Origin of the sequence: Pedobacter chinensis, assembly GCF_003339865.1 — a bacterium.
Classification (GTDB): domain Bacteria; phylum Bacteroidota; class Bacteroidia; order Sphingobacteriales; family Sphingobacteriaceae; genus Pedobacter; species Pedobacter chinensis.
Window position 1 is genome coordinate 1 of sequence record NZ_QPKV01000017.1, and the last position, 13,811, is coordinate 13,811.

12 protein-coding genes are annotated in these 13,811 nt (G+C 39.3%); 2 read left to right on the plus strand and 10 right to left on the minus strand.

The window, feature by feature from the left end; all coding sequences use genetic code 11:
- Window positions 1-699: 699 nt before the first annotated feature.
- From namA to hutH, 4 genes are all read right to left on the minus strand, one after another.
- Window positions 700-1,785: an NADPH dehydrogenase NamA gene (gene namA / locus DU508_RS23070; RefSeq protein ID WP_115405033.1), complete on the minus strand. Its 1,086-nt coding sequence runs from the start codon at window positions 1,783-1,785 to the stop codon at window positions 700-702.
- A gap of 106 nt (window positions 1,786-1,891) precedes the next feature.
- Window positions 1,892-2,881 carry an aldo/keto reductase gene (locus DU508_RS23075; RefSeq protein WP_115405034.1) on the minus strand — a complete coding sequence of 330 codons (990 nt, stop codon included), beginning with the start codon at window positions 2,879-2,881 and terminating at the stop codon, window positions 1,892-1,894.
- 2 nt (window positions 2,882-2,883) lie between these two features.
- Window positions 2,884-3,279, minus strand: coding sequence for a DoxX family protein (locus DU508_RS23080; protein WP_115405035.1), 396 nt, complete (start codon window positions 3,277-3,279; stop codon window positions 2,884-2,886).
- A gap of 135 nt (window positions 3,280-3,414) precedes the next feature.
- Window positions 3,415-4,932: a histidine ammonia-lyase gene (gene hutH / locus DU508_RS23085; RefSeq protein WP_233509716.1), complete on the minus strand. Its 1,518-nt coding sequence runs from the start codon at window positions 4,930-4,932 to the stop codon at window positions 3,415-3,417.
- A 63-nt stretch (window positions 4,933-4,995) separates the two neighbouring features.
- Here hutH and DU508_RS23090 point away from each other — a divergent pair, with 63 nt between their 5' ends.
- A complete protein-coding gene (locus DU508_RS23090; protein WP_115405037.1) occupies window positions 4,996-5,982 on the plus strand; it encodes an alpha/beta fold hydrolase in 987 nt (328 codons plus the stop codon).
- A 913-nt stretch (window positions 5,983-6,895) separates the two neighbouring features.
- Here DU508_RS23090 and DU508_RS23095 read toward each other — a convergent pair.
- From DU508_RS23095 to DU508_RS23105, 3 genes are all read right to left on the minus strand, one after another.
- On the minus strand, window positions 6,896-7,795 hold the full coding sequence (locus DU508_RS23095; protein ID WP_115405038.1) for a DUF6263 family protein: 900 nt from the start codon (window positions 7,793-7,795) through the stop codon (window positions 6,896-6,898).
- 27 nt (window positions 7,796-7,822) lie between these two features.
- Window positions 7,823-8,596, minus strand: coding sequence for a M90 family metallopeptidase (locus DU508_RS23100; protein WP_115405039.1), 774 nt, complete (start codon window positions 8,594-8,596; stop codon window positions 7,823-7,825).
- A 106-nt stretch (window positions 8,597-8,702) separates the two neighbouring features.
- A complete protein-coding gene (locus DU508_RS23105; protein WP_115405040.1) occupies window positions 8,703-9,728 on the minus strand; it encodes a Gfo/Idh/MocA family oxidoreductase in 1,026 nt (341 codons plus the stop codon).
- 138 nt (window positions 9,729-9,866) lie between these two features.
- On the opposite strand from DU508_RS23105, the gene DU508_RS23110 reads away from it, so the two are divergent.
- Window positions 9,867-10,211: a hypothetical protein gene (locus DU508_RS23110; protein WP_115405074.1), complete on the plus strand. Its 345-nt coding sequence runs from the start codon at window positions 9,867-9,869 to the stop codon at window positions 10,209-10,211.
- Window positions 10,212-10,775: 564 nt separating this feature from the next.
- On the opposite strand, the gene DU508_RS23115 is transcribed toward DU508_RS23110, so the two are convergent.
- The 3 genes from DU508_RS23115 to DU508_RS23125 form a co-directional block, all read right to left on the minus strand.
- Window positions 10,776-11,453 (minus strand): OmpA family protein, encoded by a 678-nt coding sequence (locus DU508_RS23115; protein ID WP_199562773.1) that lies wholly within the window; start codon window positions 11,451-11,453, stop codon window positions 10,776-10,778.
- Between the two features lie 177 nt (window positions 11,454-11,630).
- On the minus strand, window positions 11,631-12,323 hold the full coding sequence (locus DU508_RS23120) for an ABC transporter ATP-binding protein (protein WP_115405042.1): 693 nt from the start codon (window positions 12,321-12,323) through the stop codon (window positions 11,631-11,633).
- A 2-nt stretch (window positions 12,324-12,325) separates the two neighbouring features.
- Window positions 12,326-13,798, minus strand: coding sequence for a DUF5687 family protein (locus tag DU508_RS23125; protein WP_115405043.1), 1,473 nt, complete (start codon window positions 13,796-13,798; stop codon window positions 12,326-12,328).
- Between the last annotated feature and the right edge of the window lie 13 nt (window positions 13,799-13,811).

Here is a 13,811-nt window from a genome sequence, read left to right on the forward strand (position 1 = left end):
AAATCCCCCTATCCGCCTATCGGCACCTTTCCCCTTGAAGGGAAAGGACTCGTAAAAAGAACTTATTGATTTTGGTTTTTCGCATGCTGTTCACTGATGAAAAATTGTTGAAACACTCGTCATTGCGAACTGAAGAAAAGGTATGTGCGTTGGAGTGAAGCAATCTTTCCAATACTGCAATTGGGATTGCATGACAAAACGGATTGCTTCGTCGTGCCTCCTCGCAATGACGACTTATAGATGAACCTATAAGAGATGCCTGGTTCTGCGCCCTGTTCTCCGGCCTAGGAAATGATGGAAGGATAGGCCGTTGAAACCTGTGCAGTTCCATTCGAATTTGCAGGCACAAAACAGCGGTCAGTCCGATCCTTCATCGGACCTCATCCGCTGTTGCCATTAAAGTTTCGGCGAGCATAGCCGACATCAGTTCCAAGCCTTGATTTTTGGCTACCTTTTTATCAAGAAAAAGGTAGGAGCCCTTCCGGCGGCGAGGAAGCTCCAAAAACTCATTGGCAAAATAGATTGCTTCGTCATACTTCCTCGCAATGACGACTTATAGGAATGATCGGTTTTTGCACCTATAGCGAAAACTTCAAGATTTCCGCCTGCGCGGAAATGACACCAGTGTCAAGGTCTTTGCGTCAACACCCGATAACGAGGAATATAAACTGGCAACAGCCAGTTTTATACTCCTACACATTACACTTTTTTCTTAAAAACCTCCCGTTTTGCCCTTACATATTGATTGGGCCATTCTATATCATCGCCTAAAACTTGTGCGGCATGTGTTGGGAAATAAGCATCACGCAATGATTCACGGGCAATGAAAATTAAATCTGCTTTATCTGATTGAAGAATATCTTCTGCCTGATGAGGATCAATAATAACACCAACGGCACCAGTATAAATTCCAATTTCATTTCTAATTTTATCTGCAAAAGGAACCTGGTAATTTGGTCCGGCAGGAATAAAGGCATCAGGAACATTTCCACCTGATGAGGTGTCAATTAAATCTACTCCTCTATCTTTTAAAACCGCAGCCAATTGAAGGGAATCATTTTCATTCCATCCATTCTCCGTCCAGTCTGTTGCAGAGATGCGCACAAACAGCGGTAGATTTTCAGGCCATACAGATTGAATGGCTTCTACCACATCGATTACCAGGCGAATCCGATTTTCAAAGCTCCCGCCATAAACATCGGTTCGTTTGTTGCTCAGCGGACTAAAAAACTCGTGTAACAAATAACCATGTGCAGCATGAATTTCCACTACTTTATAACCTGCATCCAAAGCTCTTTTTGCCGCAGCTCTGAAAGCGAAAATAATATCCTGAATTTCAGCAATGCTTAATTCATGTGGCTCAACTTGTCCCTGTTTAAAAGGAATGGGAGATGGACCTACAGGCTTCCAGCTGTTTTCTCCACCGGAAATCTGTTCGCCACCCTTCCATGGCACTTCACAACTTGCTTTTCTGCCAGCATGTGCCAGTTGTATACCTGCAATTGCACCATTTTCGTGAATAAAAGAAACGATTTGTTTTAATTTTGCAATGTGTTCATCTTTCCAGATTCCTAAATCTGCATAGGTAATTCTTCCGTCGGGAGTAACCGCAGAAGCTTCTTGTATGATTAAACCCGCACCGCCAACAGCGCGGCTTCCTAAGTGAACCAAATGCCAATCGTTGGCGAAACCATCAACAGCCGAATATTGGCACATTGGCGAGATTACAATTCTATTTTTTAAGGTTACATCCTTTATGGTAAAAGGAGAGAATAATTTCGACATATATTGTTTGTTTAACCGCAAAAGACACAAAGTTTTTTCGCAAAGAAATAAAAGACCTTAGCCTCTGTGTACTTTGCGCATTCCTTCTTTTCTTTGCGGTTGAATATTAAAAACCTGCGTTTTTCAATTCAGTATTGATCAACTCAATTTCTTCAGCACTTAACTTTACATTAATTGCCTCTGCATTCTGGATTGATTGTTTCTCATTTCTGGCACCAACAAGTGCAATGGTAATGCCTGGCCGTTCCACCGTCCAACGTAAAACCAACTGTGATAAAGTGGCATTTTTTTCATCAGCCAAAGGTTTAATTTTAGCTAGAAATGCATTCGTTTTTTCGATACTTTCGGGTGTAAAGAATTTACTTCCCTGGCGATGATCTCCTTCTTCAAATTTATAGCCAGCAGTCATTTTACCCGTTAACAAGCCTCTTTCCATAGGACTATAAGCTAAAACAGCTTTATTTTTTTCGATGCAATAAGGAACAGTTTCATCTTCTACGCCACGGTTTACCATGCTAAAAGGAATCTGGTTGGAAACGATTTCCAAAGTTTGATCGGCCTCTTTTAATTGCGCTGCATTGTAATTGCAAACCCCTGCATAACGAACCTTTCCTTGTTCAATTAATCGGCCAACGGCCTCGAAAGTTTCACTAATTGGTGTAGTGAGGTCTGGCCAATGGATTTGATACAAATCGATATAATCAGTTCCTAAACGCTTTAAAGATTGCTCACATTCATAAATCACACTTTCTTTGCCGGCATATTTATAAACATCAATATCCTGACCATTATTGTTTTTGGATTTCATTGCCAATTCGCCTTTGGCTAAATCCCAGCGCATTCCAAATTTTGTTACAATCTGGAGTTTATCTCTGGAAATTCCTTTGATGGCATCGCCAACAATTTCTTCGCTATCGCCTTGCCCGTAAATGGGTGCAGTATCAATTGAAGTGACACCTAAATCGTAACCTGCCTTTATAGCATTAATGGCATCGTTTCTGTCGGTGCTTCCCCACATCCAACCGCCAGCTGCCCAGGCACCGAAAGTGATTACTGATAGTTCTAAATCCGAATTTCCAATTTTTCTGTATTCCATAATTATTTTTTAATAATGTGATCAACTGCGTAGCTATTTAGCGGCAGGTAAGCTAATAAGACCGATAAAAATGCGACATGAATAAGCTGAGAAGGTAAAGCTTCCCAGTTTTCAATCAAGGTTGTTCCAAAAATCAGCATCAAAGAAATTAAACCGGCAAGTAATAAGCCTTGCCTGGTAAATAACCCTAAAATGATCAGTGTTCCGGCAATAAACTCAGCAAAGGGTAAAATGTAGCTGAAGGGAATAACCAGGACTTCGGGTAAAAATGATTTGGAAAACTGTCCGGTCATCCAATGGCTAAAATTGGCAAGCTTCGGTAAACGAACCAAACCATGTCCGAAAAAACTCAAACCAATTGCCAATCTGCTCATCAGGTACGCCCAGTTCTTATCCATTTTTTTTATCTGGTTTTTCTACAAACATACAATCCGAATGTTAAGGATGTTTTAATGCAACAGATATTAAACTCAGATTTTACAAAGAGGTTATAAAAAATATTTGTGGGATTGCCTTTTCAAATTTTAATAAGGTTATTTAGTTTGGTATCGATTGATGAATGATACTGATTTCTTTATATCATCAGCCAATATTCGATCGGCATCATTAAAGCTCACGGCCTTTCTATAAGCCGAAACAACCTTTTCAATTTCAGATGATGATTTTAGCGGTTTTCTTAAATCCAAAGCCTGCGTAGCAGTTAAAAGTTCAATAGCCAGAATATTCTCTAGGTTTTTAACCACCCGCAAGCATTTTGTAGCACCATTTGCGCCCATGCTCACATGATCTTCCTGCCCGTTACTGCTTACAATACTGTCGACTGAAGAAGGAGTGCAAAGCTGTTTATTTTCACTTACAATTGATGCTGCGGTGTATTGAGTAATCATCAGGCCAGAATTCAGTCCGGCATCTTTAATGAGAAATGGCGGCAAATTTCTTTGTCCTGAAATCAATTGAAAAACCCTTCTTTCTGAAATAGAACCCAGTTCGGCCAAGGCAATGCATAGAAAATCTAAGCTCAGGGCAAGTGGTTGTCCGTGGAAATTTCCCGCAGAAATAATGCGATCTTCATCTGGAAAAACATTAGGATTATCTGTTACCGAATTAATCTCGGTTTCAAAAACTGAGCATACATAAGCTATCGCATCTTTGCTCGCTCCATGTACTTGCGGAACGCAACGGAACGAGTAAGGATCTTGCGTTTGTTTTCCTCCGCAGGCAATGAGTTCGCTCCCGCTTAATAAATCCTTTATTTTTTTTGCAGTTTCCAACTGCCCCTTGTGCGGTCTGATTTCATGACTTAAACGATCAAAAGGATCTATTCTACAATCAAAGGCATCGATGGAAATTGCGGCTATTACATCAGCCCAATTACTGAGGTTTTGAGTTTTCGATAAAATATGAACACCATAAGCACTCATAAACTGTGTGCCGTTTATTAAAGCCAAACCTTCCTTTGAATGAAGAGACAATGGATGCCAGTTCAGCTGTGCATAAAGATCAGCGGTTTTGAGTTTCTTCCCATTGTAATTAACCTCGCCTTCACCGATTAATGGCAATGCCAAATGTGCCAACGGTGCTAAATCGCCAGAGGCACCTAAAGAGCCCTGCGTGTAAACAACTGGTAAAATATCATGATTATAAAAATCCACTAACCGTTGTACAGTTTGCAATGCAATGGCTGAATAACCATAGCTCAGCGATTGAATTTTCAATAGCAACATTAACTTTACAATCTCCGCAGGTACCTCTTCGCCGGTTCCGCAAGCATGAGAAAGCAGCAAATTATGTTGCAGTTTGGTTAAATTTTCGTCTTCCACCTTAACATTCTGCAAGTAACCAAAGCCTGTATTTATTCCATATACAGGTTCATTATGTTGCTTTAATTTGTTGTCAAGATAGTTTCTGCATTTTTCAATGCGTTCAGTGGCAACGGCATTTAATGCAATTGATTTATTCTTTGAAATGATCTCTGTTAAAACGTCCAGTGTTAAAGGTTGTTCGCTAATATGAAAAACGGGCATGGTTTTTAATTCTATTTGGTTGGTCAAAAGTATAAATAAGTATTAAATTAGTCGGATTAGCTATCAACAATAGCACTAAATAATTTTAACATGAAGAGATTTCTCCTTTTACTTGCTGTTTCACTGTTTCTTTTAACGTCTTCAAAAGCGCAAAAAATTGATACGCTTTCCATTAATCTGGAAAATGTAAAATACCCTTACCCTGTTAAATTTTTGCCGATAACCACAGCGGGACAAGATATTAAAATGGCTTATATGGATGTGGCACCAACTAAAACGGCAAATGGGAAAACAGCCATTTTATTTCATGGGAAAAACTTTGGTGGTTACTATTGGGGAAATGTGATCAAGGCGCTGACTGATATTGGCTATCGGGTAATTGTACCTGATCAAATTGGTTTCGGGAAATCATCAAAACCCTTCATCCATTATAGTTTTCATCAAATGGCCGCCTGGAATAAAAAGTTGTTGGATACTTTAGGCATCCAGAAAACAGTTGTTTTAGGCCATAGCATGGGTGGAATGTTAGCTACCCGCTTCGCATTGCTTTATCCTGAAAAAACTGAAAAATTACTGCTCGAAAATCCAATAGGACTGGAAGATTATAAAACTTTCGTACCCTATGTTAATACGGCTCAACAATATCAAACCGAGTTAAAAACCACTGCCGAAAGTGTTCGGAAATATTACCAAAGCTCTTATTTTACTTATTGGAAACCTGAGTACGAATACCTGGTTAACATTGCCGGAGGAGTTACTTTCAGTGTCGACTATCCACGTTGGGCAATGGTGGCTGCCATGACTTTTACCATGATTTATGAGCAACCTGTTGTTTACGAATTCCAGAATTTGAAAGTGCCAACGGTTTTGTTCATTGGCAAGGAAGATAAAACCATAGTCGGAAAAGGGCTTTTAACTCCAGATCAGCAAGTTTTACACGGCCAGTACAGGTTTTTGGGCAGGCAAACTGCCGCAAAAATTCCCGGAGCAAAAATCATTGAATTTGAGGCCTGCGGACATATTCCACATATCGAAATTCCTACGGAGTTTTTAGTTGCACTTACCGGAAGTTTGTAAGATCCGTTGTCATGGCGAGGCAGAACGACGGGAATCAATAACTCGTGGTAGGTTTTGATAACATGCTGTTGCCATTGAGGGTTAAGACAAATTTTGTTGAAACACTCGTCATTGCGAACGGAAGAAAAAGGATGTGCGTTGGAGTGAAGCAATCTTAATACTGCAATTGGGATTGCATTGGTTAAACAGATTGCTTAGTTGTGCCTCCTCAGCAATGACGACTTATAGATGAACCTATAAGAGATGCCTGGTTCTGCGCCCTGTCCTCCGGCATAGGAAATGATGGAAGGAGAAAACGTTAAAGCTTTTGCAGAAATGTTAATGCTACCACTGCTCAAGGCAGCGCGAACGCCCGATTTTTCTTCGGGCCTTGTGCTTCCGATCTAAAAGCTTTGACATTAATAAATAGCTCCCTCCCTTTAAGGGGAGGGCTGGGGAGGGGGCCAAGCCTTGACTTTTGTTAAACTTTGTGTCAAGACAAAGTTTAGAGCCCTTCCGGCGGCGAGGAAGCTCAAAAAACTCATTGGCAAAACAGATTGCTTCGTCGTGCCTCGTAGCAATGACGATGGAATGGAACAAAACCACCCCTGCCAACGCACCACCCTTCACACCCCCTCCTTAAAACAAGGAGGGGAATCTCCCCTCCTTGCGTATCAGTACCCCCTATCCGCCTATCGGCACCTTTCCCCTTGAAGGGAAAGGACTCGTAAAAAGAACTGGTTGCCAAATCCACCCTCAACCCAATAGCGACAGCCAAACAGCGAAAGCTTTAAGGTTTCCGCCTGCGTGGAAATGACACCAGTGTGCTATGCTCCTTGCGTAAAACAAATTTCTGTTACGCATTCTCCGGCACAGGAAACGCCAATAATCTTTTAAAAACTTCTAGACGATACCAGGATACAGAAACTTAAAATCACTGAATCTCTTTACCTGTTATTTTATTAATACCTTGCAGTTCAAAATCAATAACTTGTCCCTGGGCAGTCATTGTGCCGGCCAAACTCATTCTCAAATGACTTTTTAGTATTAAACCTGTTTTGATGTCCAGTTCAGCATCGCCTGAATTGGTGCCTGTTAAATTGGTTTCCATCTTGTTCCCCATTGTTTCAAAGTTGCCTTTAGAAATCAATGTACCTGCAATATTCAGGTATGCAACGCCATCTTTAACTGCTTTCAGGGTATATTTTGTAATGGTTTCAATTGGCATTGTCATCTGCATCCTGGTATCAACTGTCCAGCTGTCACCAATCTTTACCGGTTTATCAGGATAGATTTTTAGCGATGATTCCATCGTTTGTTTCATCCCTTCGGTATTAAATTGCTTAGCCAATGAAGCCTTTAAACTATTAACAACAGCCGAATCTTTAGACATCTTTGAGGCCATTAATGTAAGCATTTGATCAATACCGATTAATGACCTGATTGTTCCGTTCGGCTCCATCACCATGCGAAAAGCCGCACCCTTTATTCCCCGAAATGGATTTTGTTTGGTCGTATCCGGATCATTTGAATCCATAGACATGGTGTTGCCCATTGCCGATGATGTCATAAAAATCCGGTTGTAGATCACTTCTATATCTTTCTCCAGATTATCTCCGTTACGAATATCGAAAGTGTAATCAGTACCTATGTTTTGCTTCAGGTTTATTTTCTGACCACTAATGGTTTGATTGATGATTTGATCAGAAACCATAGAGAAATCATATTTCTTACCAATTGGCAGGTTTTGTTTTAACACATAGGTTTTCTGGGCGAAAGCGTTTACTGAAACCAGCAAAAACGAAAATAGAATTAATAATTTAGCTGATTTCATAGAGCAATGATGTTATTGTGAATACTATTATTTGGCAGGTTGTTGTGCAAATATGCGGCTTAACTGATGGTATAAATCCGGGTGTTTATCTTTTAAAAGATCTGGTTTCTCGAAGAAATATTCTGATACCACGGCAAAAAATTCTGCTTCACTGGTAATGGCATAGGGATTAATATCAGATTTGTTATCTTCTATTTTTTCCATTTCTTCATGCATCATCTTAATCCAGGGGTAGGTATATTCGTGCGCCATCAAATTTTCGGGAACGCCATCTGTTGCACCATCAGATTTATCTAACAGGTGTACAAATTCGTGAATGGCTGTGTTTTCTTTGCCTGCACTTTTAGAGAATCCATGTCGCAGGGCTGACCGTGATAAAATCATCTGTCCGTTCATGTAGCCACTGCCAACCATTCCCATAATGCTTCTTTCGCCACCTTCAAACTGAAAGTCTTTATCAAAAGTATCGGGATATAATAATACGCTGCTCAGATTTTTATATTGCCAATCTGCAAAACCGAAAATTGGGATAACAGCACTTGAAGCAATCAGAAGTTCATCAAGGGTGGTCATTTCCAGGCCTACAGGCTCAATCCTTACCGTGGCAAAAAATTCTGCCACCTTTTGTTCAAACCTTAATTTATCTGTCGAATCCAAATGATGGTAATAGCTTACATAATCATCCAGAATTTTTTTATCTGTATCTGTTAACGGATCAATTTTAGGCTTCTTTTTTTTCAGAATCAGGTAAAGTGCAATTAAAAAAATTGGGATCAGGTAAGCGAATGGCAGCGAATTCATATTGGTAATTTGTGAACGGATGAACTTAAGATAATTAATGCTTCAGTACAGATTATATATTATAAGCGTATAAAACTTACACGCCTTTTAACCATCGATTAAACCATCAATGTTCTAAAATCTCCAATTGGATCAGGATATCATCTCTTTTAACGGGATAAGGCTTTTGGTTCGCCAATGCCTGGTAAACAGACTCAAAAAGGGCCATATAGCCGCCGCTTTCTGATGGAATAATGGTTTCAGTCTTATTTCCTTTCGCATCTATTGTAGTTAACAAACCCTGTTTTTCTTCAGGCTCGATTCCGTATCCTTCGTCAGTAGGTTTCATGCCGGTTAATAGTTGATCTTCCTGAACATCAGCTTTCTGTTTAATATAACTTCCGTTAACGCCGTGCAGAACAAAGGCTGCCTGAGGATTAACCACCAACATGCTCGAGGTTATAAAAACAAACAGGCTATCCGGATAACTCAGTTGAATGCTGAAATAATCATCCACCTGAGTGCCCACTCTGTTTTTTCCGAGCACTTTATGAAAACTTAATGGCCTGCCAAATAAACTAATGGCCTGATCCAGGAGGTGTGGCCCTAAATCGTAAAGCAAACCGCTTGCTTCTATAGCTTCTTCTTTAAATGTTTTTGGTCCGATTACATTTCTATAACGATCATAGCGCAGATGCATTTCAATTAATTTGCCAAGTTTGCCACTTTCCAATACTTTTATAACGGATTTGAAATCACTGTCCCAACGGCGGTTATGATAAAAAATGATTTGCTTTCCAACCTGATCTGCCAATTCAAATAATTCTTTGGCCTGGGCTGAAGTAGCTGTAAAAGGTTTCTCAACCAAAATATGTTTGCCTTTTTTTAGCGCAGCCTTTGAGTGTTCATAGTGAAGGTAGTTCGGTGTATTAACCACCACCAGCTCAATCTCCTCATCATTCAATAACTCATCAATGCTGTTGTGGCTTATAATATCCGGATAATCATTTACTGCATTTTTTTTACTGCGCTCTACAACGGCCTTTAAATTGAATCCATGATGTGCATTTAAAAATGGCGCATGGAACACTTTTCCCGACATTCCGTAAGACAGTATTCCAGTTGCAATAATTTTATTAGAATTTGTATCCATAGGTTATAAATGTAAAGAAAATTACCTTTTATGAAAACTTCGAAAGCCCGAAGATTTAAAGTTTTACGTTTTATCGTCAAACTTTCCGTTTCGGCTTTAATCTTTCAGCTTGTTTCTTTTAACACTATCTTTGCCATCATGAAACCATCAGAGATTAATGCTAAGTGGAAAGTTTTACAAGAAAGAATATCAAAAGAATTTGATTCTGAATTTCCTGATTTAAAAGTAATGCTTTTCCTGATCGGCGTTCAGGAATTAGGGAAAGGCCCTAAAAAATACAGTAAGCGCCAAAAAGAAGAATTAATGCATATTGCAACCTGTCGCCTGCTAAGCGAAATGGGTTTTTACGAACTGGAAGGACTGGATCAGGATGGCTGGCCACACTGGAAATTAATAAAAGCTATTCCGCCTTACACCATGCTGGAGCAGGAAATGCTCATGAAATCACTGGTGGTTAGTTATTTCGAAGATATTTATTCTTAAGATTAGCCGCAAAAGTTTTTCGGTTTTCTTTTTACAGAGAAAAAATTAACCGCAAAGGGCGCAAAGTTTTTCGCAAAGGGCACAAAGCCATTTTTTTACCACAGAGAACACAAAGGTTTTCACAGAGCGCACGAAGAAAGACAGTATAAACTTTGTGTACTCTGTGTCTTTCTCGGTGCGCTCTGTGGTTATTCATCGCCCATCTGCCTTGGCGTTCTTTGCGGTTTCACTTGAATTCTTTGCGGTAAAACATAAAGATGTTTCCATTATTGAGATAACAGCAAAGGGCACAAAGTTTTTCGCAAAGGGCACAAAGCCATTTTTTTTACCACAGAGGCCACAAAGTTTTTCACAGAGCGCACGAAGAGAGACAGTATAAACTTTGTGTACGCTGTGCCTTTCCCGGTGTACGCTGTGGTTATTTATCGCCCTCTTGTCTGGTTTCACTTCAATTCTTTGCGGTAAAATTTAAGAGATTAACCGCAAATCAAACTAAAAAACCCCAGTGTTTTGCACTGGGGTTGGATATATAATGACCTCATAGGTAGAGGGTAATTGCCTGGATTATCCTTGGCTTTTCGCAGTTTCTTTTAACTGATCGTTTGCTACGATTACAATTTCCACACGACGGTTTTGAGCGCGTCCTGCTTCAGTTTCATTATCGGCAATTGGTTCTGAAAAACCTTTACCAATAGTTACTAATCTTGATCCGGGAACACCTTGAGAAACAGCATAAGCCTTTACAGCTGCTGCTCTTCTTTCAGATAAACCTTGATTATAAACTTCTGTTCCTTTGCTATCAGTATGACCAATAATTTTTATATCCGTATCAGGATACTGATTTAACGATGAAGCTAAACTTTGAATGTTTGTTTTTGCGGCATCTTTTAAAGCTGTTTTATCAAAATCAAATAAAATACCACTATCAAACTTCACAATAATTCCTTCACCTTCGCGAATAACCTCTGCGTTTGGAATCGCTTTTTGAATCTCTGCAGCCTGTCTGTCCATTCTACGGCCAATAAATGCGCCGGCTGTACCACCAATAGCACCACCAATTAATGCACCTACTGCTGTGTTACCAGCTTTTTTCCCGATTAGTGCACCAACCACACCACCTGCAGCAGCACCTATACCAGCACCTTTTTGTGTTTTAGTTAAACTATCACAACTTTGAAATGCTATTGAACCTACTGCTAATCCTATACTTAATGTTGCTATTCTTACTTTTGAAATACTCATAATAATCTAGATTTATAATTCTACGGGTTCATATTCAAACACGATGCCAAAAAATAATCAAACAGCATTTTATTAATAATTATAACTCTTAACCCTAAATAGAATACTTTCTGTCCATAAAAAAAGAGCGACAGTTTATTTGGCGCTCTTTCATATTGTATCATTCTTAGTACAAAGTTATGCTGAAAAATAACTCTCCAACTCTTTTAGTGTATTTTCATCTGTTTTAAAATCTTTAATTATTCGTCCTTTTTCAACTAAAATAATGCGGTTACAAACATCTGTAACATGGTTTAAATCGTGACTCGAAATAAAAGTGGTCATGTTTCCGGGATATTCCTTCAGCAATTTCTTTAAACGGATTTGCGTTGTAGGATCGAGGTTGGCGAAAGGTTCATCTAAAATTAAAAGCTCAGGTTTTTGCATTAATGCCGCAGCAATGCCAACCTTGTTCTGGTTCCCTTTACTAAAATCGCGGATATATTTCCCACTATTTAAAATTTCCCCATTAAAAAATTCCCCATATTGGGTTAAATATGCCGCAACATCGGCCGCACTCAGGTTGTTTAAGCTTCCGATAAAAGTAAAATATTCCTCTGGAGTCAAATAATCAATTAAAAAACCTTCATCTAAAAATGATGCGGTATAGTCTTTCCATTGATCGTGCTGCATCACATTTTCGCCTTTTGATAAAACCTCTCCTTCGGTCGGGCGAATCAAATCCAAAAGCATTCTGAAAAATGTCGTTTTCCCGGCACCATTATTTCCTACCAAACCAATGGTTTCGCCCTGTCTTATTTGTACGTGCTCAATGTTTACAACGGTTTTATCGCCATAAACTTTTTTCAAATTTTTAATTTCTAAAATCATAATTATTCTCTAAAGCCTTCGGCTATTTTATAACGTTGTAATTCTAATCTTTTTGCAATGTAGTTAACCCAGAACCCACGCATCAGTAACATGGCAAGGCCGAAAACAGAAACAGCAATTAAACCCCAGTAAGGTTTGTCAAGCATCCCGAACGGAACATAAATCAATATCGGGGTTAATGCATATGGAAACATTAAAAGCCATTGTGTAGCACCGGTTCCCTGATAATTAAAGCTTGCGGCCTTTGTGATATCTAACCGCTTATAATTTAGCGTGGCAAGATAAAGTACCACGACCGTACCAAAGCCAATGTTGTATAAATATGCCGCCGCATGTAAAAGCAATAGTTTAGGGCTTAAAAACCCGTAAAAACTGGCAAGCAAAGTAATCACTGTACAGCCAATGGTAAAGAGCAAAAATTTGGCTTTGATGAAATCTTTAAAATTGATTTTATTGGCAAGTATCCCGTCAAAGTGGGCACTTTGCCAGGCAAACATAAACTGGCCGTAAATGATAATGGAGATTCCGGTCATGAAGATGGCGCCGAACATCATTTGCCCGAATGCATCTCTGTTGATTGCTTTCTCCTTGTAAAATATGAACCCATAGAATAAGAAAAAGAATCCCATAATGACTGAGGAACGTGATCTTTTATGCCGGAGAATTAATTTTAACTCTAAAGCCGCAAGTTCGCCAACTTTACCGAAGCGGTTTAGAAAAGCGTAATCGGTACTGGCTTTTTTCTCCTGCTTGCTGCTTAATTCTTCCGTATATAAGTTCTTACGAAGAAAATCTGAATTGATATAGAAGATTGCTATGGCCGCCAGAGTAGAGGCAAAACCGATATAAGGTTTTGATGCAATGGCTTTAAAAACATAATCTGATGCTGCCATCACTGAAATAACTTTATAATATTCCAGCGCAGCAAAAGCAGCAAAAATCAATAAACCAAATAGCGTATAAAGCACGTTGCTGATCGATTTTCGTTTAATATAAAGCGCCAGATAATTGTTAAAAACCATTATGGAAAGTATGGTAACGATATACATCAGCGTTGAAAAAGCACCATAAGCTGGTGCGATTTTCATGAAGCAAAATGGCAGAAATATAAAGAACGGCCACAAGTTGAAAGCAGAAAACAGCGACTTAATATTCAGAAAACGAATGATTTTACTTCTTGAAATCCGAAGATGCAGATAAGGAATGATGCTCAGTGTTGGCAACTCCTGCAATTGCAGGCGCATAATAAAATCTAAGGCAAAATAATAAAGAATCAATCCGTTAAAGCTTTTGATCACATCTTGATTTGGGAAAACTTTGGGCAGCAGAAATTGCATTCCGAAACCAGCGCCGAGTGCCAGCACAAGAAAATAAAGCATGAAAAAGCCCAAAACAATTTGACCTGCAATGCTGCTGCCACGGTTCCGTGAACGCCAGAATGATTTCCATTGATGGCTTAAAAAGGTATTCAACATAAATAGTTTAGGT